At 66.8% G+C, this 20,382-nt stretch carries 17 protein-coding genes and 1 tRNA gene; 12 read left to right on the forward strand and 6 right to left on the reverse strand.

Going from position 1 to position 20,382, the window contains the following annotated elements:
• Positions 1–58: 58 nt before the first annotated feature.
• Together A5645_RS10915 and A5645_RS10920 are read left to right on the forward strand one after the other, a co-directional pair.
• Positions 59–3,349, forward strand: a complete 3,291-nt coding sequence (locus A5645_RS10915) for a LuxR family transcriptional regulator (RefSeq protein WP_253866934.1) — start codon at positions 59–61, stop codon at positions 3,347–3,349.
• A 9-nt stretch (positions 3,350–3,358) separates the two neighbouring features.
• Positions 3,359–3,799, forward strand: coding sequence for a nitroreductase family deazaflavin-dependent oxidoreductase (locus A5645_RS10920; RefSeq protein WP_065129499.1), 441 nt, complete (start codon positions 3,359–3,361; stop codon positions 3,797–3,799).
• Between the two features lie 75 nt (positions 3,800–3,874).
• Here A5645_RS10920 and A5645_RS10925 read toward each other — a convergent pair whose 3' ends face one another.
• From A5645_RS10925 to A5645_RS10945, 5 genes are all read right to left on the reverse strand, one after another.
• The gene (locus A5645_RS10925; protein WP_065034809.1) at positions 3,875–4,531 is read right to left on the reverse strand and encodes an LpqN/LpqT family lipoprotein; all 657 of its coding nucleotides are present in this window, start codon (positions 4,529–4,531) and stop codon (positions 3,875–3,877) included.
• On the reverse strand, positions 4,528–4,875 hold the full coding sequence (gene arsC / locus A5645_RS10930) for an arsenate reductase (glutaredoxin) (RefSeq protein ID WP_065129500.1): 348 nt from the start codon (positions 4,873–4,875) through the stop codon (positions 4,528–4,530). The genes A5645_RS10925 and arsC overlap by 4 nt, the downstream gene beginning before the upstream one ends.
• A complete protein-coding gene (locus tag A5645_RS10935) occupies positions 4,876–5,856 on the reverse strand; it encodes a ribose-phosphate diphosphokinase (protein WP_065034811.1) in 981 nt (326 codons plus the stop codon).
• Positions 5,857–5,943: 87 nt separating this feature from the next.
• A complete protein-coding gene (gene glmU, locus A5645_RS10940; protein ID WP_065129501.1) occupies positions 5,944–7,404 on the reverse strand; it encodes a bifunctional UDP-N-acetylglucosamine diphosphorylase/glucosamine-1-phosphate N-acetyltransferase GlmU in 1,461 nt (486 codons plus the stop codon).
• A gap of 106 nt (positions 7,405–7,510) precedes the next feature.
• A tRNA-Gln gene (locus tag A5645_RS10945) sits at positions 7,511–7,582 on the reverse strand.
• 149 nt (positions 7,583–7,731) lie between these two features.
• On the opposite strand from A5645_RS10945, the gene A5645_RS10950 reads away from it, so the two are divergent.
• Positions 7,732–8,325 (forward strand): TetR/AcrR family transcriptional regulator, encoded by a 594-nt coding sequence (locus tag A5645_RS10950; protein ID WP_065034813.1) that lies wholly within the window; start codon positions 7,732–7,734, stop codon positions 8,323–8,325.
• Positions 8,326–8,387: 62 nt separating this feature from the next.
• The gene (locus A5645_RS10955) at positions 8,388–8,648 is read left to right on the forward strand and encodes a hypothetical protein (protein WP_065034814.1); all 261 of its coding nucleotides are present in this window, start codon (positions 8,388–8,390) and stop codon (positions 8,646–8,648) included.
• A gap of 4 nt (positions 8,649–8,652) precedes the next feature.
• On the opposite strand, the gene lysA is transcribed toward A5645_RS10955, so the two are convergent.
• On the reverse strand, positions 8,653–9,993 hold the full coding sequence (gene lysA, locus A5645_RS10960; RefSeq protein ID WP_065129502.1) for a diaminopimelate decarboxylase: 1,341 nt from the start codon (positions 9,991–9,993) through the stop codon (positions 8,653–8,655).
• Positions 9,994–10,122: 129 nt separating this feature from the next.
• Between lysA and mfd the strand changes: the two genes are divergently transcribed.
• The 8 genes from mfd to A5645_RS11000 all read left to right on the forward strand — a co-directional run bounded on the left by mfd (position 10,123) and on the right by A5645_RS11000 (position 19,997).
• Positions 10,123–13,794, forward strand: coding sequence for a transcription-repair coupling factor (gene mfd / locus A5645_RS10965; RefSeq protein ID WP_065129503.1), 3,672 nt, complete (start codon positions 10,123–10,125; stop codon positions 13,792–13,794).
• Positions 13,791–14,876, forward strand: coding sequence for a nucleoside triphosphate pyrophosphohydrolase (locus A5645_RS10970; protein WP_065129504.1), 1,086 nt, complete (start codon positions 13,791–13,793; stop codon positions 14,874–14,876). The genes mfd and A5645_RS10970 overlap by 4 nt, the downstream gene beginning before the upstream one ends.
• 196 nt (positions 14,877–15,072) lie before the next feature.
• Complete coding sequence (locus A5645_RS10975) at positions 15,073–15,804, forward strand: lytic transglycosylase domain-containing protein (protein WP_065034818.1); 732 nt, start codon at positions 15,073–15,075, stop codon at positions 15,802–15,804.
• Positions 15,805–15,880: 76 nt separating this feature from the next.
• Positions 15,881–17,170 (forward strand): phosphopyruvate hydratase, encoded by a 1,290-nt coding sequence (gene eno, locus A5645_RS10980; RefSeq protein ID WP_065034819.1) that lies wholly within the window; start codon positions 15,881–15,883, stop codon positions 17,168–17,170.
• A 5-nt stretch (positions 17,171–17,175) separates the two neighbouring features.
• Positions 17,176–17,871 carry an FtsB family cell division protein gene (locus tag A5645_RS10985; protein ID WP_065129505.1) on the forward strand — a complete coding sequence of 232 codons (696 nt, stop codon included), beginning with the start codon at positions 17,176–17,178 and terminating at the stop codon, positions 17,869–17,871.
• Entirely contained in the window at positions 17,864–18,352 is a 489-nt protein-coding gene (locus tag A5645_RS10990; RefSeq protein WP_065129506.1) for a DUF501 domain-containing protein, read from the forward strand. Before A5645_RS10985 ends, A5645_RS10990 begins: the two co-directional genes overlap by 8 nt.
• Positions 18,343–19,296: a Ppx/GppA phosphatase family protein gene (locus A5645_RS10995; RefSeq protein WP_172830512.1), complete on the forward strand. Its 954-nt coding sequence runs from the start codon at positions 18,343–18,345 to the stop codon at positions 19,294–19,296. The genes A5645_RS10990 and A5645_RS10995 overlap by 10 nt, the downstream gene beginning before the upstream one ends.
• Before the next feature lie 377 nt (positions 19,297–19,673).
• Positions 19,674–19,997 carry a hypothetical protein gene (locus tag A5645_RS11000; protein ID WP_065034823.1) on the forward strand — a complete coding sequence of 108 codons (324 nt, stop codon included), beginning with the start codon at positions 19,674–19,676 and terminating at the stop codon, positions 19,995–19,997.
• Positions 19,998–20,382 lie beyond the last annotated feature (385 nt).

Raw genomic sequence — 20,382 nt, forward strand, 5'->3', positions numbered from 1 at the left:
ATCGATGTGCGCGGTCTGGCGGATGTTTTCCCTGGATCGTGGCTTGATGCTGGTTACCATGAGCCAACACGTGGAGATGCCACCGCTGACCTGGAGCTTGACTGAGTTGCTGCCGACCGGAACGGTCACGCTGTTGTTGGCCGACGTCGAGGGTTCGACGCGGTTGTGGGAGACGCAGCCCGAGCAGATGGCTGCTGCGCTGGCGTTGTTGAACCGGACGGTCGATGAGACCGTCGCCGTGCACGGTGGTGTGCGTCCGGTGGAGCAGGGGGAGGGCGACAGCTTTGTCGCCGCGTTTGCGCGGGCCTCCGACGCGCTGGGGTGTGCGTTGGCGTTGCAGCGGGCATCGTTGGGGCCGATCCGGATCCGGATTGGGTTGCATACCGGTGAGATTCAGTTGCGTGACGAGGGTAATTACGCGGGTCCGACAATCAATCGCGCTGCGCGCATCAGGGATCTTGCGCACGGTGGGCAGACGGTGCTGTCGGCAGTTACTGAAGCCTTGGTGGCCGATCGGCTGCCGATGGACGTGTGGTTGACGGACCTGGGTAGCTATCCGCTGAAAGGCGTGCCGCGGCCGGAGCGGGTGCTGCAGCTGTGTCACCCGGAGCTGCGCAATGAGTTCCCGCCGTTGCGGGTGAGCACGGCCGCAGCATCACATAACCTGCCGGTCCAATTCACGAGTTTTGTTGGGCGACAGGAGGAGATGATTGAGCTGCGGCGGCTGATCGAAGACAACCGGTTGGTCACGTTGAACGGCGCCGGCGGTGCCGGCAAGACGCGACTTGCCGTAGAGGTGGCAGCGCAAATGGTAGATGTCTTCGATGATGGCGTGTGGTACGTCGACCTGGCGCCGATCACCAATCCGGCGGTTGTGCCGGTCACGACGGCACGCACATTGGGGCTGCCGGATCAACCGGGCCTGTCCACCCTGGAGACACTGGTGAGGTTCATCGGCGCAAAGGCAATCTTGTTGGTACTGGACAACTGTGAGCACCTGCTCGATGCATGTGGATCCATGGTTATTGAGCTCCTCGGGGTGTGTCCGCACCTGACGATCGTGGCCACCAGTCGCGAGCCGCTGGCATTGCCCGGTGAGTTGAGTTGGCGGGTGCCATCGCTATCTCTTGCCGACGAGGCAATCGAGCTGTTCGCCGATCGTGCCCGCCGAGTCAGGCCGAATTTTGTTGTGAGAGAGTCAAATAGGGCATTGGTTGTCGAGATCTGCGAACGGCTCGACGGTATGCCGTTGGCGATTGAGCTTGCCGCAGCACGGATTAGAGCGTTGTCGCTCAAGCAGATTGTAGACAGTCTGCATGACCGGTTCCGGTTGCTGACCGGTGGTGCGCGCACCGCGGTGCGTCGTCAACAGACGTTGCGCGCGTCGGTGGATTGGTCGCACGCGCTGCTCACCGAGCCTGAGCGGGTGCTGTTCCGGCGACTAGCCGTGTTCGCCGGCGGCTTTGACTTCGACGCTGCGCACGCGGTCGGCTCCGGCAGCGAGCTGGAGGGCTTTCAGCTGATGGATCAGCTGGGCCTACTCGTCGACAAATCCTTGGTCGTCGCCTTCGAAACAGGCACCGACGACGGCATGCGCTACCGGTTATTGGAGACAGTGCGCCAATATGCGCAGGAAAAGCTGGGCGAGTCCGGGGAAGCGGGCGAGGTTCGCACCCGTCATCGGGACTACTACGCGGAAAAGGCGGCCGCCCTGCACTCGCGTGGCCCGTCGGCAGACGAGGAGTTGCTGCGCTGGGCGCAAATCGAGATCGAAAATCTTCGCGCGGCATTCGCCTGGAGCCAGGAGAACTCTGACTTCGAGGTTGCCCTGCGGATGATCGTCTGCTTGCTGCCGTTATGGCTCTGGGGCGGGCGGGTTCTCGAGGCCCTGGCCGGGTTGGCAGCCATTCTGACCGAAGAATCGCACCTCACTCCTGCAGTGTGGGCCGGCGCCGTGGCCCAAGAAAGCATCCTCGCCTCGTGGGTAGCGATGCCGACGGGCCTGGGCCGGGCGCAAGAAGCGTTAGCCATCGCGCGACAGCTCGGTGAGCGAGAGCTCATCGTGCACGCTCTCGTAGCCTGCGCAACCCTGGCCCTGTACAGCCCGGATTTGGCCCAGCAATACGCGGACGAGATGATGGAGGAGTTCACCTCGACGAATGACCGGTGGCGTTTGTGCCAGGTTTTCGGCCACCGGGCGACCTTCAACGCGCTTTTCGGCGAACCCATAGCAGCCCGCTCGGCCGCCGAGAAAGGGCGTGATGTGGCGGACGAATTCGGCGATCGGTTCTTCTCGCGAAGCAACCGGGCGTGGCTGGCCATCGCATTGGTGCTCCAGGGTGAACTCGCCGCTGGCACTCGCATTGCCAGCGAATTGGCCGAAGAGGCCGAAGCGGCTGACGACGTCACCATGGTTCTTTTCGGCCATCTCGGCCACAGCCTGGCATTGGCGTTTCGGGGCCAAGCGGACGCCTCGCATGCCGTCGCGCAAGCGGCGCTCGCGGCCGCCGAGCGGATGGGTGGGATCGCGGGTGACACCGTGCACGCGGCATTTGCCTACGCCGCGCTCGCAGGCGGTGACGGCGCGGCGGCCAGACGAGCTGCCGAGGAAGCGTTACCGCATACGGTTCCCGCCCGCGAAGTATTCACCCGCAGTGTCGTGCCGATGGCCGAGGCATTGTTGTCGTGCGGTGATCTGACCGGTGCGCGTTCGTACGCAGACGGCATCGTTGCGATGGTGCCGGGCTGGTACCAGCTCGTGACGCTGACAGTCCGCGGGTTCATCGCCCTCGCGCAGGGCGACCGAGAGCAGGCCGAGCGCGACGCGCACGACGCGCTGGCGGTCGCCTCCCGAACCGGTGCGTTCATGCGGGTCGCTGACACGCTCGAACTGCTGGCCCGCTTGGCGGCCGGCGACGGCAACCATCCCTACGCGGCGCGATTGTTGGGTGCTGCCGCCGGCATTCGGCAGCGACTGGACCACGTCCGCTATCCCATGTACGAGGCCGGCTACCAAGCTGTCCTTGCGGAGCTGCAAGAAGCGTTGGGAGAAGGTGCTTTTGATGAGGCCTTGGGAGCAGGGTCTGAGCTCTCCGCCGAAGAAGCGATCGCGTATGCCCAGCGCGGCCGCGGCGAGCGGAAACGACCGGCCACCGGTTGGGGCTCACTGACCCCGATGGAGCAGGACGTGGTTCGTCTGACCTCAGAAGGATTGAGCAACAAAGAGATCGGTGGGCGACTGTTCATCTCGCCGCGCACCGTGCAGACCCACCTGACCCACGTCTACGCCAAGCTGGGCATCACTTCCCGGGTGCAACTGGTCCAGGAAGCCGCCCGTCAGCAAGACTGAAACCATGACATCCTTGACCGAGCGCGCGTTCTGTTCAGATTCCTCAGTCTGCACGACAAGATCTACCAAGCAACCAATGGCCGGATCGGCCATCGGATACCGGGTATGCCGCCCAACCTGCTACTGCACACGGTGGGCGCCAAGACAGGCCAGGCGCGCACAACGACGCTGACCTACGCCAGGGACGGTGACGACTATCTCGTTGTCGCATCGAAAGCCGGCTATCCAAAAGCGCCCGGCTGGTATCACAATTTGAAGGCCAATCCGGAGATTGAAATCAGTGTTGGCGCAAATCGTTTGGCCGTCACAGCCCGCCCGGTGCTACCCGATAGCCTCGACTACGCGCGACTGTGGAAGATCGTCAACGCGAACAACAGCAACCGCTATGTGGAATACCAGAAGAAGACGTCGCGGCCGATCCCAGTCGTCGTGCTGACGCCCAGGCCCTGAGCCCCGCGAGCAGACGCTAAAGCGCCTCAAAAACGCAGTTTTTGGGTGCTTTAGCGTCTGCTCGCCCAAAGAACGCTACTTTTGGGCGACGACGAATCCCCGGATGATGGCCTCGACATCGTTGCTTTCCGAGACGGCCTGGTCGGCAAGACTGGTAATGATCAGCTGTACCAGGTATCGCTGCTTGTCCGGCGGCCGACCGGTCGGCAGCACCACCCGGCTCCAGCTGCGCATCCGCGCGCCCTTCAGCTCGTAGGTTCCCTGCACCACCGAGGACGGGAACCCGTTGAAGTCCGCCGTTGAAGCGTCCAACTGGTGAAAGCTGTCCGGCAGATCGGTATTTGCGTGTTTGATCGCCTCGGCGGGATTGAGTTCCCCGCGCAACTTGAACACCACCAGCATGGCCGCCGGATAGTTGTCTCCCTTGGAGATCATCACCGCCTTGGATGCGGGGTTAGGGTCGCCACGCCGTTTCCAGCCCGCCGGAGTCGGCATCGACACCGTCAAGTCCGGCAGGCTGGCCGGGTCTACCGGATCACCGGCCACGCCCTGGTCTTCCAGATACTTCGACAGCGGGACCGGCGGTTCCGACGTTGCCGGGGTGCTGCTGGCCGCTGTGCCGCTGGTAGTCCAGATCGCCTGATAGTCGGGAACTTTGGGGCCGCCGCAAGCGATCGTCGCAAGGGCGAGCACAGCAGCCCCGGCGGCGGCCGCGATGGCGCGCCGCGTCACAGAATCTCGCGGACTGCGTCGATCGGGCGGGCCAGCCGCGTGCCCTTCGGGGTGACGACGAACGGCCGTTCGATCAGGATTGGATGCTCGGCCATCGCGTCGAGCAGCTCGTCGTCGCTCGCCTCGGCCAGATTCAGCTCCGCGTACAGCGATTCGCGCTTGCGGACCGCGGCGCGCACCTCGATGCCGGCGTCGGCGATCATTCGCACCAGCTCGTCACGGGACGGCGGCGTCTTCAGGTATTGCACCACTGTGGGGTCTAAACCGCTGTCCCGCAACAAGTCCAGCGTCTTGCGGGACGTGCTGCACTTGGGATTGTGATAGATGACGGTCTGGTCACCCATCTAGGCGTCTCCGTCGAACAGTCCTGTGACTGAGCCGTTTTCGAAGACCGCACGAATGGTGCTGGCCAACAACGGCGCAATGGACAGGACGGTCAGTTGAGGGAACCGCTTCTCCTCACCGATCGGCAGGGTGTTGGTGACGATCACCTCGCGGGCACCGCAGCCGGCCAGCCGCTCGGCCGCCGGGTCGGAGAGAACACCGTGCGTTGCCGCGATGATCACGTCCCTGGCGCCGTCGTCGTGCAGCAGCTTGACCGCGCCGGCGATCGTGCCACCGGTGTCGATCATGTCGTCGATCAGCACGCAGGTGCGGCCCTGCACCTCACCGACCACACGGTTGGACACCACCTGGTTGGGCACCCGCGGATCCCGGGTCTTGTGGATGAAGGCCAGCGGGACGCCGCCCAGGGCGTCCGCCCACTTCTCGGCGATACGCACCCGGCCGGAGTCGGGGGAGACCACGACCATGTTGCTGTCCGGGTAGTTGTCCTTGATGTAGCCGGTCAGCAGGTTCTGGCCGCGCATGTGGTCCACGGGGCCGTCGAAGAAACCCTGGATCTGATCGGTGTGCAGGTCCACGGTGACGATCCGGTCGGCGCCGGCGGTCTTCAGCAGATCGGCCACCAGGCGAGCCGAGATCGGCTCGCGGCCGCGGTGCTTCTTGTCCTGCCGGGCATAAGGGTAGAACGGCATGACCGCGGTGATCCGCTTGGCACTGCCGCGCTTGAGCGCATCGATCATGATCAGCTGTTCCATCAGCCACCGGTTCACCGGTGCCGGGGCCGATTGCAGGACGAACGCGTCGCATCCGCGCACCGACTCCTGGAAGCGCACGAAGATCTCGCCGTTGGCGAACTCCCGCGCCGTCTGCGCGGTCACGTGGACATCGAGTTCCTTGGCGACCTGCTCGGCCAGCTCCGGGTGGGCGCGGCCGCTGAAGAGCATCAGATTTTTGCGGTTATCGGTCCAGTCGTGACTCACCGGGCTGCCCTCTCGGGATCTGAAATGAAGGCACCATCGTACGTAGCGAAGTGCCTGGTGCTGCGCCCGGGTTACCGGGAAGTTGCTTCACGATGTCTGATCTGGCTCCGACTCGAGGGCCTGCTGCGCGGCTTCGGCGGCCGCCGTGCCTGGTCGTTTGCGCTGCACCCAACCTTCGATGTTGCGTTGCGGACCGGCCGACACCGCCAGCGCGCCCGGCGGGACGTCCTCACGCACCACGGTGCCGGCTCCGGTGTAGGCGCCGTCGCCGATGGTCACCGGCGCCACGAACATGGTGTCCGAGCCGGTGCGCACGTGCGAGCCGATCGTGGTGCGGCGTTTGGTGACGCCGTCGTAGTTGACGAACACGCTGGACGCGCCGATGTTGGTGTGGTCGCCGATGTCGGCGTCACCGACGTAGGTCAGGTGCGGCACCTTGGTCCCGGTGCCGATGGTGGAGTTCTTGGTCTCGACGAACGCGCCCAGCTTGCCGTCGCCGCCCAGCACCGTCCCGGGCCGCAAAAAGCTGAACGGGCCGACGGTGGCCCCGTCGCCGATCGTCGACGACGTGCCGTGGGTCCGGCACACCGTGGCGTTCTCGCCCACGTTCACGTCGGTCAGGGTGGTGTCCGGCCCGATGACGCAGCGGCCGCCGATCCGGGTGCTACCCAGCAGCTGGGTGCCGGGCTGGATCACGGTGTCGCGACCGATCGTCACGTCGACGTCGATCCAGGTCGTCGCAGGGTCGGCCACGGTCACGCCGGCCAGCTGATGAGCGGCCACGATCCGGCGGTTGAGCTCGGCGCCCAATTCAGCGAGCTGGACGCGGTTGTTGACGCCCGCGACCAGTGCGCTGTCGTCGACGTGGAGGGCGCTGACGGTGTGGCCATCCCGGCGCGCGATCGCGATGACGTCGGTCAGGTACAGCTCCTGTTGGGCGTTATTGGCGCTGAGCCGGCCCAACGCGGATCGCAGTGCGGCGATGTCGAAGGCGTAGACGCCCGTGTTGACCTCGCGGATCCCGCGTTGTGAGGCGGTCGCGTCGGCCTGCTCGACGATTGCCATCACTTCGTCGTCCTGGGTGCGCAGGATGCGGCCGTAGCCGTGCGGATCGTCCAGCGTGGTGGTCAGCACGGTCACCGCCGCGGCCGCCGAGCTGTGGGTGGCGATCAGGTCGGCCAGCGTGTCGGCGTCCAGCAGGGGAGTGTCACCCGCGGCGACCACGACGATGCCGGCGTAGTCGTCGGGCAGCGCGGACAACCCGCACAGCACCGCATGGCCCGTCCCCAGCGGCCGGTCCTGCAACGCGACCTCGATGGAGCGACCCAGGTCGTCGGCCAACTCCGCGACCAGCGGCGAAATGCGCTCGTGGTCGTGGCCGAGGACCACCACCAGGTGCTGCGGCGCGAGTTTGGTCATCGCGTGCAGGGAGTGCGACAGCATGCTGCGACCGCCGAGGGTGTGCAGCACTTTCGGGGTGTCGGACCGCATCCGGGTGCCGGGCCCGGCCGCCAGGACCAGGACCGCGGTGTCACCACGAAACGTCATCAACTCTCCTCAAGTTTCGCCTTGCGAGCGTGCGTACCTGCACGCCGACACGCCGTCAAGAGTGGCATCTTGTGCACGCTCGCGGCAAAAAGCGCAAAATGCGGAGCTCCGTCGCCAGGACTCGAACCTGAACTATCTGAACCAAAATCAGAGGTGCTGCCGATTACACCACGACGGATCGCCGATCAGCGGCCCGTGCGCCGCCGATGAAACCTTATCGAACCCGGCCGGTATTCCGGAGCCGAGCGTGGGTCACCTCGATACCCTGATCAGGTGGCCGCACCGGAGAGAACCCCGGACAAGGAAGCACGAACGCCCCGCGCCCGGATGACCGGCAGCGAGCGCCGGCACCAGCTGATCGGGATCGCCCGCTCACTGTTCGCCGAACGGGGCTACGACGGCACCTCGATCGAGGAGATCGCGCAACGCGCCAACGTCTCCAAACCAGTCGTCTACGAGCACTTCGGCGGAAAAGAAGGGCTGTACGCGGTCGTGGTCGACCGGGAGATGTCGGCGTTGCTGGACGGCATCACCTCGTCACTGACCAACAACCGGTCCCGCGTGCGGGTCGAGCGGGTCGCGCTGGCGCTGCTCACCTACGTCGAGGAACGCACCGACGGGTTCCGCATCATGATCCGGGACTCGCCGGCTTCGATCAGCTCGGGCACCTACTCCAGCCTGCTCAATGACGCGGTCAATCAGGTCGCCTCCATCCTGGCCGGCGACTTCGCCCGCCGCGGTCTGGATCCCGAGCTGGCCCCGCTGTATGCCCAGGCGCTGGTGGGTTCGGTGTCGATGACCGCACAGTGGTGGCTCGACGCGCGGGAGCCCAAGAAGGAAGTGGTGGCCGCGCATTTGGTCAACCTCATGTGGAACGGTCTGACTCACCTGGAGGCCGACCCGCAGTTGCAGGGCGAATAATTGGGATCGGTAGCCGCCTGAGCAAGGTGTGATCGTCGGCAACAACCAGCAAAGGACTGAACATGAACCGACCCTCGCGCATCGTCCTCGGTGTGGCGGCGGCCAGCGCCGCGCTGTCGCTGCTGGCGGCACCCGCCAACGCCGATTCCGGCAACTGCCCGCGGCTACAGGCCTGCACCACCTGGTGTCCCGGCGACCCCAACCCGGCCGGGCGTCCCGTGCCCTGGGACGGCAGCGTCTGCCACGACTACTACTGGGATTCCTACGGCGTGCACGACGTCGGCAACGGCGCGTTCTACTCGTGGGCGACCATGCCCTGGTAGCTGGTCAACCCAGGTCGCGGGCGAGCAGGTCGGCGATCGTCTCACGCCGTACCAGCTCGCGCACCCGCCCGCGGCCGACGCTTACCAGCGGCGGCCGGCCCACCAGGTTGTACGTCGAGGCCATGCTGTGGTGGTAGGCGCCCGTACCCGCCACCGCGAGCAGATCGCCGGGGCGCACGTCGGTCGGTAACTCGACATCGCGGGCAATCTCATCGCCGGCCTCGCAATGCCGGCCGGCGACAGTCACGAGTTGTCGGCTCACCAGCGGGTGGCGGTTGGCCAGCGCGACCGTGTACCGCGCGCCGTACAGCGCCACCCGCGGGTTGTCGCTCATCCCACCGTCAACCGCCACGAAAGTCCGGCCGCCCGGACGGGTCTTCACCGAACACACCCGGTACAGGGTGACACCGGCGCGGGCGCTGATCGCACGGCCCGGTTCCACCACGATGACGGGCCGGGGGAAATGCTCGGCGGCACAGGCCTCGTCCAGCGCGTCCTCGATCGCGGCGGCCAGCTCGTCGAGATTCAGCTCGCCGTCACCGCGGGTGTAGGGGACGCCGTGGCCACCGCCGATGTTGAGCTCGGTGAGGATCACACCGTGGCGGGATCGCACTTCGGCCATCAAGGTGATCATCCGGCGGATCGCTTCCCCGTACAGCGCGGCGTCGGTGACCTGCGAGCCGATATGGCAGTGCAACCCGATCAGGTCGAGGATCGGGTGGGCCAGCACCCGCTGCACGGCCCGGGCCGCCTGACCGCCGTCGAGGGTGAACCCGAACTTCTGATCGCTGACTCCGGTGGTGACCGCGCGGTGCCCATGGATGTCGATCTCGGGGGTCACCCGGATGAGCACGCGCTGCCGTCGGCGGGCCAGGCCGGCCAGGTAGGCGATCTCGATGTCGGAATCCACCACGATGCGGCCGACCCCAGCGGCTACCGCCTCGCGCAGCTCGTCTGGCGATTTCGCGTTGCCGTGCACGATGACGCGTACCGGATCCAGCCCCCCGGCCAGCGCGACGGCGAGTTCGCCGGGTGAGCAGACGTCGATGCCCAGGCCTTCCTCCCGCACCCACCTGGCCACGGCCGTGGTGAGCAGTGATTTTGCGGCGTAGACGATCTCGACGCCACGTAACGCCTTGCGGTAGCGGCGGGCGCGATGTCGGAAGTCGGTTTCGTCGACGACGTAGGTCGGGGTGCCGAACTCATCGGCGATGTCTGTGAGCGGTACCTCACCGAGGCATAGCCGACCTTGTTCGTCACAACCGGTCGTCACCGGCCATATCGCCGGGTCGACGCGCCGCGGCGCGGCTTTGCCGATGGAGGGCAGCATGTCAAGCAATGTCATGCTTTCAACCTGCGGCGCGAGCGGGCCCCTGACCGCTTTCCTGACGAACTCTTGACGGCCGTGCGGGCGATCTTGACGCAGTGCTTGCCCGATCGAAGGCCCCAGTCGGACGCCTAGAATGGCGGCATCATGACCGCACCGGGGACTGCGTGCCCAGATACCCCGATCGCGGGGCTCGTCGAATTGGCGCTGACCGCACCAACTTTCCAACAGCTCAACGAGCGTGCCTCCGATCGACCCGACAAACTCGCACTGGTAGGACCTGCCAGCGCGCGCCTTTTCGTGGCCGGCGCACTGGCACAACAGGGTCCGCTGCTGGTGGTCACCGCGACCGGTCGCGAGGCCGACGACCTGACCGCCGAGCTGCGCGGCGTGTACGGCGATGCGGTGGCCGTCTTCCCGTCCTGGGAGACCCTGCCGCACGAACGGCTCTCGCCGGGCATCGACACGGTCGGGACGCGGATGATGGTGCTGCGCCGGCTGGCGCACCCAGACGACGCGCGCCTGGGTCCCCCGTTGCGGGTCGTGGTGACGGCGGTGCGTTCCCTGCTGCAACCCATGGCGCCCGATCTCGGCCTGCAGGAACCGTTGACGCTGACCGTCGGCGACGAGACGCCGTTCGAGGACGTCGCGAGCCGGCTGGTCGAGCTGGCCTACACCCGGGTGGACATGGTGGGGCGGCGCGGCGAGTTCGCCGTGCGCGGCGGGATTCTGGACATCTTCGCCCCGACGGCCGAGCACCCGGTCCGGATCGAATTCTGGGGCGACGAGATTACCGAGATGCGGATGTTCTCGGTAGCCGACCAGCGCTCGATCCCTGAGATCGATGTCGACCACCTGATCGCGGTTGCTTGCCGGGAACTGCTGCTCACCGACGACGTCCGGGCGCGGGCGGCCGAGTTGGGCGTCCAACATCCCGGTTCGGAGAACACGGTCACCGGCAGCATCATCGACATGCTGGCCAAACTGGCCGAGGGCATCCCGGTCGACGGGATGGAAGCGCTGCTCCCGGTATTACGCCCGGACGACCATGCCCTGCTGACCGACCAGCTGGCCGACGGCACCCCGGTGCTGGTGTGCGACCCGGAAAAGGTCCGCACCCGCGCCGCCGACCTGATCAAGACTGGCCGGGAATTCCTGGAGGCGTCCTGGTCGGTGGCGGCGCTGGGCACCGACGCGCCGGTCGACGTGGAGCAACTGGGCGGTTCGGGCTTCACCGAACTCGAGGACGTGCAGGCCGCGGCGAGCGCATCCGGACATCCGTGGTGGACGTTGAGCCAGCTGTCCGACGAGTCCGCCATCGAACTGGACATCCGCCCGGCGCCGTCCGCGCGGGGACACCAGCACGACATCGACGGGGTCTTCGCGATGCTGCGCGCGCACGTGGCCACCGGCGGGCATGCCGCCATGGTCGCGCCCGGCACCGGAACCGCCCATCGGATGGTTGAGCGGCTGGCCGAGTCGGACATCCCGGCCGCGATGCTGGACTCCGGTGCTGCACCCAAAGCTGGCGTCGTCGGGGTGCTCAAGGGCCCGCTGCACGACGGCGTGGTCATCCCCGGGGCCAACCTCGTCGTCATCACCGAAGCCGACCTGACCGGCAGCCGGGCCACCGCCGTCGAGGGCAAGCGCCTGGCGGCCAAGCGGCGCAACACCGTCGACCCGCTGGCACTGACCGCCGGGGACCTGGTGGTACACGACCAGCATGGTATCGGCCGGTTCGTGGAGATGGTCGAACGGACGGTCGGTGGCGCCCGCCGCGAGTACCTGGTGCTCGAGTACGCGTCCAGCAAGCGCGGCCAGCAGGCCGACCGGCTTTATGTCCCGATGGACTCGCTGGACCAGCTGTCGCGGTATGTCGGTGGCCAGGCGCCCGCGCTGAGCAAATTGGGCGGCAGCGACTGGGCCAACACCAAGACCAAGGCGCGCCGCGCCGTCCGGGAGATCGCCGGTGAACTGGTCGCGCTGTACGCCAAGCGTCAGGCCAGTCCCGGCCACGCTTTCGCACCGGACACGCCATGGCAGGCCGAGATGGAGGACGCGTTCGGCTTCACCGAGACCGTCGACCAGTTGACCGCGATCACCGAAGTCAAGTCCGACATGGAAAAGCCGATCCCGATGGACCGGGTGATCTGCGGTGACGTCGGTTACGGCAAGACCGAGATCGCGGTCCGTGCGGCGTTCAAGGCGGTTCAGGACGGCAAGCAGGTCGCGGTGCTGGTGCCCACCACCCTGCTGGCCGACCAGCACTTGCAGACCTTCACCGACCGGATGGCCGGTTTCCCGGTCACCGTCAAGGGCCTGTCCCGCTTCACCGACCCCGCGGAATCCCGCAAGGTGATCGACGGCATGGCCGACGGATCGGTGGACGTCGTGATCGGCACCCACCGGCTGCTGCAGACCGGGGTGCGCTGGAAAGACCTTGGTTTGGTCGTGGTCGACGAGGAGCAGCGGTTCGGCGTCGAGCACAAGGAGCACATCAAGTCGCTGCGCACGCATGTCGACGTGCTGACCATGAGCGCCACCCCGATTCCGCGGACGCTGGAGATGAGCCTGGCCGGGATCCGCGAGATGTCGACCATCCTGACGCCACCCGAAGAGCGCTACCCGGTGTTGACCTACGTCGGCCCGCACGAGGACAAGCAGATCGCGGCTGCGTTGCGACGGGAATTGCTGCGCGATGGGCAGGCCTTCTACGTGCACAACCGGGTGAGCTCGATCGACCGGGCCGCCGCTCGGGTGCGGGAGCTGGTGCCCGAGGCCCGGGTCGTGGTGGCGCACGGCCAGATGCCCGAAGAGCGGCTGGAACGCACCGTGCAGGGCTTCTGGAACCGCGAATTCGACATCCTGGTGTGCACGACGATCGTCGAGACCGGCCTGGATATCTCCAATGCCAACACGCTGATCGTCGAGCGCGCCGACACGTTCGGCCTGTCCCAGTTGCATCAGCTCCGCGGTCGGGTGGGTCGCAGTCGGGAGCGTGGGTACGCCTACTTCCTGTACCCGCCGGACGCGCCGCTGACCGAGACGGCGTACGACCGGTTGGCGACCATCGCGCAGAACAACGAGTTGGGCGCGGGCATGGCCGTGGCGCTGAAGGACCTGGAGATTCGCGGGGCCGGCAACGTGCTGGGCGTCGAGCAGTCCGGGCACGTCGCCGGAGTTGGGTTCGACCTGTACGTGCGACTGGTCGGCGAGGCCGTCGAGGCGTACCGGGCCGCCGCCGACGGCAAGACGGTGACCACCGCCGAAGAGCCCAAGGACGTGCGCATCGACCTGCCCGTCGATGCCCACCTGCCGCCCGATTACATCGCCAGCGATCGGCTGCGGCTGGAGGCCTACCGGCGTCTGGCATCGGCGACGGACGACGCCGGTGTCAACGCCGTCATCGAAGAGCTGACCGACCGGTACGGCCCGCCGCCCGAGCCGGCCCAGCGGCTGGTGGCGGTGGCACGGCTGCGGTTGCTGTGCCGCGCGTCCGGGATCACCGAGGTCAGCGCCCCCTCGGCGGCCACCGTGCGGCTTTCGCCGCTGAACCTGCCGGATTCTGCGCAGGTGCGGCTGGCCCGGATGTATCCGGGCGCGCGCTACCGCGCGACGACGTCCACCGTGCAGGTTCCCATCCCGCGCACCGGCGGCGTGGGCGCCGCGCGGCTGCGTGACGTGGAGTTGGTGCAGATGGTGGCGGATTTGGTGACTGCACTCGCGGGCATCCCGCAGCAAGATATTGGTATAACGAACCCCGAGCCCGTCACGTCGAGTAAGTCGAGTAAGTCGAGTAAGGAGCGGCAAGCGCGATGACGACTGTCGTCCTGGTCGACCCCCGCCGCCCCTCGCTGGTGCCGGTCGAAGCGATCGAGCTCCTCAGTGGTGAAGTGCAGTACACGGAGGAGATGCCGATCGCGGTGCCGTGGTCGCTGCCCGACGCGCACCCGGCGCACACCGGCGCGGACGCGCCGGTGCTGTTGTCCTCAGACCCCAACCACCCCGCCGTCACCGCCCGGCTCGCCGCCGGTGCCCGGCTGATCTCGGCGCCTGCGGGTCAGCGCGGTGAACGGCTGGTCGATGCGGTCGCGATGATGGACAAGCTGCGCACCGCGGGCCCCTGGGAGAGCGAGCAGACCCACGACTCGCTGCGCCGGTATCTGCTGGAGGAGACGTACGAGCTGCTGGATGCCGTGCACAGCGGCAATGTGGAACAGCTGCGCGAAGAACTCGGTGATCTGCTGTTGCAGGTGCTTTTTCACGCCCGCATCGCCGAGGATGCGGCGCTGCTGCCGTTCACTATTGACGACGTCGCCGACACGCTGATGCGCAAGCTCGGCAACCGGGTCCCGGGAGTGCTTGCGGGGGAATCTATTTCGCTGCAGGATCAACTGGCGCAGTGGGAGGAACGCAAGGCGGCCGAGAAACCCAGGGGTTCGGTGCTGGACGACGTGCACACCGGTCAGCCGGCATTGGCGTTGGCGCAGAAGGTGATTCATCGCCTCGTTCAGGCCGGCCTGCCCGCCGAGCTGATTCCCGAGGAGCTCACCACGATTACGCTGTCGGCCGAAGTCGATGCGGAAAACACCTTGCGGGCAGCGGTTTTGGACTTTGTCGACACGGTTCGCGGTGTGGAGAAGGCGATTGCGGCGGCGCGGCGCGGTGACAGTGTCGCTGAGGAACTCGACATGAGTCCGCTCGGCTTCGTCACCGAGGACGAGTGGCGCGCGCATTGGCCGCTCGGCGAAGTGCCCGAGGAGCCGTCGGCGCCGGCCGTCGAGCCCCGGGTCGAGCCCGGGCTCGAGCCCGCCGTCGAGGACGCCGCCGAGGAGGAACCCCTCGCGGCGTCCGCGTCCGTTAAGGAGTCCCGGCCCAAAAAGCGCAAAGGGCGCCGCTGAGGGTCGCTCGTCGATGTTTGCGGTGACTCAGACGGTTTTCACAAACATGCTGCTGAGGAATCACTGATCGGCTCCAATCCAGCACAAATCTGTGTGCTGGACGGCGAACTCGCCCGGGCGGCCGGCGAACCCATGGGACGATGTCTGGGGCTTTAAGAGACAAGTGGCCGCATGGGGAGACCAACAGGGAGAGTTTGTGTCGCCGAGACGCTGGTTGCGCGCGGTCGCCGTGATAGGGGCGACCGCGATGCTGTTGGCGTCAAGTTGCACCTGGCAGCTCAGCCTTTTCATCCCCGAAGGCGTGCCGCCCCCGGCGGGGGATCCAGTGCCTCCGGTCGACACGCACGTCAGCGGCCGGCCTGCGGATCAGTTGCGGGAATGGGCGCAGCAGCGCGCTCCCGCACTGGAAATGCCGGTCATCGCGCTAGAGGCGTACGCGTATGCCGCTCGCGTCGCCGAGGTCGAGAACCCGAAGTGTCATATCGCGTGGACGACGCTTGCGGGCATTGGCCAGGTGGAGAGTCATAACGGCACTTACCGGGGCGCGGCCATCGCCCCCAACGGAGACGTCCGGCCCCCCATCCGGGGTGTTCGGCTCGACGGCACCGGCGACAACTTGCGCATCGTGGACACCGACGCGGGGGTCCTGGATGGCGACGACGGGGTCGAGCGCGCGATGGGGCCGATGCAGTTCATCTCCGAGACCTGGCGGTTGTACGGGGTCGACGCCAACAACGACGGCGTCGCCAGTCCGGACAACATCGACGATGCCGCCCTCTCGGCCGCGGGCTATTTGTGCTGGCGCGGAAAGGATCTCGCGACGCCCCGGGGGTGGATCACCGCGCTGCGGGCCTACAACAACTCCGGCGTCTATGCGCGGGCGGTCCGGGACTGGGCGACCGCCTACGCGGCGGGTCATCCGCTGTAGAAGGATGGTCCGGGTAACCGAGGCTTTAGGCTGAGGCTGCCGGGGGTCTTTCAGCCAGGAGACAAAGGAGAACCCAGTGCCGATTATCGAGCAGGTCGGAGCCCGCGAGATCCTTGATTCCCGCGGCAACCCGACCGTCGAGGTCGAGGTCGCTCTGATCGACGGGACGTTTGCCCGCGCCGCGGTGCCGTCCGGTGCGTCGACTGGCGAGCACGAGGCCGTCGAGTTGCGCGACGGCGGTGACCGGTACAGCGGCAAAGGGGTGAAGAAGGCCGTTCAGGCGGTGCTCGACGAGATCGGTCCGGCGGTTATCGGCCTCAACGCCGACGACCAGCGACTGGTCGACCAGGCGCTCGTCGACCTGGACGGTACGCCGGACAAATCGCGGCTGGGCGCCAACGCGATCCTCGGCGTCTCCCTGGCCGTCGCCAAGGCGGCCGCGGATTCCGCGGCGTTGCCCCTGTTCCGTTATCTGGGTGGTCCCAATGCGCACATCCTGCCGGTGCCGATGCTGAACATCCTCAACGGCGGTGCGCACGCCGATACCGGCGTCGACGTCCAGGAGTTCATGGTGGCGCCGATCGGCGCACCGAGTTTCGCCGAGTCGTTGCGCTGGGGCGCCGAGGTTTATCACGCGCTGAAGAAAGTGCTCAAAAAAGAGGGCCTGTCCACCGGACTGGGCGACGAGGGGGGTTTCGCCCCCGACGTGGCCGGCACCACCGCCGCGCTGGATCTGATCACCACCGCGATCGAGGCGGCGGGGTTGCGGCCCGGCGCCGACATCGCGCTGGCCCTCGACGTCGCCGCCACCGAGTTCTACGACGACGGCACCGGATACCGCTTCGAGGGTTCGACCCGCACCGCCGAGGAGATGGCCGACTTCTACGCCCGCCTGCTCGCGTCCTACCCCCTGGTGTCCATCGAAGACCCGCTGTCCGAGGACGATTGGGACGGCTGGGCCGCGTTGACGGCGGGTATCGGTGAGCGGGTGCAGATCGTCGGCGATGATCTGTTCGTCACCAATCCCGAACGCCTTGAGGAAGGCATCGAGCGCGGGGTGGCAAATGCGTTGCTGGTCAAGGTGAATCAGATCGGGACGCTGACCGAGACCCTCGACGCGGTGGCGCTTGCCCACCACAGTGGATACCGCACCATGATGAGCCACCGCAGTGGTGAGACCGAGGACACTACGATCGCCGATCTGGCGGTGGCCGTTGGCAGCGGGCAGATCAAGACCGGCGCCCCGGCGCGCAGCGAACGCGTGGCCAAGTACAACCAGCTGCTGCGCATCGAAGAGGCGCTGGGCGATGCGGCGCGGTATGCGGGTGATCTTGCGTTTCCGCGGTTCGCGATGGATCCGAAGTAAATAGTTTGGCCGCCAAGTCCGATCCGAAACGCCGATCCCCGGCTTCCCGGCCGGGGAAGCCCGGTGATTCGGGTCGGGGGCGTCGCTCTTCGGGCACGGTGAAGCCGGTTGCCAAGCCGCTGTCGCGGCCGCAGTCCAAGCCCGCACAGACCGCGCCCGACGAGAGTCGCCACGCGGGCCGCTCGCAGGAACATGTCGTCGAACCGATCAGGCGGTCGTTCACCGAATCCGTTGAGCAGCGGTCGGATCAGCGGTTGGGCTTCACCGCGCGGCGGGCGGCGATCCTGGCCGCGGTGGTGTGTGTGCTGACGCTGACCATCGCCGGTCCGGTGCGCACGTATTTCGCTCAGCGCACCGAGATGGCGCAACTGTCGGCGACCGAGGCCGCGCTGCGCGGCCAGATCAAGGAATTGGAGCAACGCAAAGGTCAGCTGGCCGACCCGGCGTACATCGCCGCGCAAGCCCGCGAGCGGCTCGGTTTCGTCAAGCCTGGTGACATTCCGTTCCAGGTGCAGCTTCCGCCGACGGCCGCGGTGCCTGCGCAACCGGGGGAGGAGGCTGGCGGGCACCCCAAGAACGAGCCGTGGTACACCTCGCTGTGGCACACCATCGCGGACACGCCGCACTTGCCCCCGGCTGCTCCGGCCGCCCCGGCGGCGCCCGGGCAGGAGCCCCCGAACCCGACGGTCCCCGGTGGTTGATCGTGCCGACTTGGAGGTGGTGGCGCGTCAGCTCGGCCGTGAGCCGCGTGGGGTGCTGGAGATCGCCTACCGATGTCCAGACGGTTCACCGGGTGTGGTGAAGACGGCGCCGAAACTGCCTGATGGGACACCGTTTCCGACGTTGTACTACCTCACGCATCCGGTGCTCACGGCAGCCGCCAGTCGATTGGAGACCACCGGCCTGATGCGTGAGATGACCGCGCGTTTGGGTGCCGACCCGTCGTTGGCGGCCGCGTATCAGCGTGCCCACGAGTCGTATCTGGCCGAGCGGGACGCGATTGAACCATTGGGGACGACGTTTTCCGGTGGCGGCATGCCGGACCGGGTCAAGTGTCTGCATGTGCTGATTGCGCATTCGCTGGCCAAGGGGCCCGGGGTCAATCCGTTGGGTGACGAGGCGGTTGCGTTGTTAGCCGCCGAGCCGGGAATAGCGGCTTTGATTGCGGGACAGTGGAAATGACGCGGCTGGCTGGAATCGACTGCGGTACCAACTCGATTCGGTTGTTGATTGCGGACTGCGTCGACGGACGGTTACGGGACGTCCATCGCGAGATGCGGATCGTGCGGCTGGGTCAGGGGGTGGATGCGACCGGCTCGTTTGCGCCTGAAGCGATTGCGCGCACGCGGGCCGCGCTGGTCGATTACGCGGAGTTGCTGCGGGTGCATGGGGTTTCGCGGGTGCGGATGGTCGCGACGTCGGCCACACGGGACGCCGGGAACCGGGATGTGTTCTTTGCGATGACGGCGGAAGTTTTGGGGGCGGTGATTCCCGGCGCGATCGCCGAGGTGATCACGGGGGCGGAGGAGGCCGAGCTGTCGTTCGCCGGTGCGGTTGGCGAATTGGACAGCACGGATGCACCTTTCGTGGTTGTAGACCTGGGTGGCGGCTCGACGGAGATCGTGGTCGGTAAGGCGGCGGATGACGTGGTGGCGAGTTATTCGGCCGATATTGGTTGCGTCCGCCTGACCGAGCGTTGCTTGCACTCCGACCCGCCCACGCCGGAGGAGGTTGCGACGGCCCGGTCGGTGGTCCGTGAGCGGCTCGCCGTGGCGTTGCGCGCCGTGCCGGTGGAGGGGGCCCGCTGTTGGGTCGGTGTTGCCGGGACGATGACTACGTTGTCGGCCTTGGCCCACGGTATGGCGGTGTATGACTCTGCTGCGATTCATCTTTCGCGGGTGGGGCGCGACTCTTTGCTGGCGGTGTGTGAGCAGTTGATCGCTATGCCGCGGTCGGAACGGGCGAAGCTTGGGCCGATGCACGAAGGGCGCGTCGACGTGATCGGCGGAGGTGCGATCGTGGTGCAGGAGTTGGCCAATGAGTTGTATGCGCGGGCCGGTATTGCGGAGTTGACCGTCAGCGAACACGACATCTTGGACGGGATTGTTCTGTCGATAGCGGGATAGCTTTTCTCGGCTCTCAGGGGGATGTGCGTCGTTGCCCGGCTTGTAGCGACATTGTCGGTGGCGCGGTGGGGTGGCGGACGCGTGGGTCGACGGCGGCGGTCGGGGTCTGTGGACGCGTGAGGGTCGACGGCGGCGGTCGGGGTCTGCGGACGCGTGAGGGTCGGTGGCCGCGGCAGGTGGCCGTGGGGACGGTCTGTGGGGCCGTCGTGCGGGGCCGGCGGCCGGCGTCGAACGCGATTAGCGCTCGCGGTCCGTTCCTGGCGCTCTCAGGGGGATGTGCGTCGTTGCCCGGCTTGTAGCGACATTGTCGGTGTGCGTCATCCACAGCCGAAATGTGCTGACTGGCGGCACGTGGACGCGAATGCAACGTTCGAGTCATGAGCGTGCTGCTACGAGGAACCGAGCTTCGCTATGTGCTTACCTACCAGTTGGTGTTGCACGGACCCGCGACTATTCCGGAACTCATCGATGCCCTCAAGTGGCATGGCTTTACCGTCAACGGTCGGGCATCGAAAGCCATTTCCGATGCACTGCGATGGGAGATGGGACGGGGGCGGGTTGACCGCGTCAGACGGGGCAAGTATGCGGCGCTGGAATTTCCGCGCGGCACCGAACACCGGATGCACCAGCGAGTTCTGGCGTTGCGAGGGAAGTCGAGGGCCATTAGTGGACGCGAAGATCCGCTCCAGTGGTTCGACTGATAGCCGCTGCGAGCTGCGGCAAGGCGCATGCTCCTGAAGACCGTGGACAAGATCGGCGCCACACCGGTTCGGTGCGGTTACCTACGCCCGTTCGCGCCATCGACATTGTCGCTGCAAGCCGGGCACCGACGCATATGCTCCCCGAGAGGTATGGCGAGAAGGCCTGCGCGCGCAAACGGGTTCGATGCGGTCACCGACCACGACGCGCCACCGACATTGTCGCTGCAAGCCGGGCACCGACGCATATGCCCCCGGGAGGGGCCTGCAGAAGACCGGCACGCTAGACGGAGTCGATTCGGTTACCGGCCCTAACCATCCCACCGACAATGTCGCTACAAGCCGGGCACCGACGCGCATCCTCCTGAGAGGGCGCGCGCACGGGCCG

The sequence above is a fragment of the Mycobacterium asiaticum genome (genome assembly GCF_001673635.1).
In the GTDB taxonomy this organism is placed as follows: Bacteria; Actinomycetota; Actinomycetes; order Mycobacteriales; family Mycobacteriaceae; genus Mycobacterium; species Mycobacterium asiaticum_C.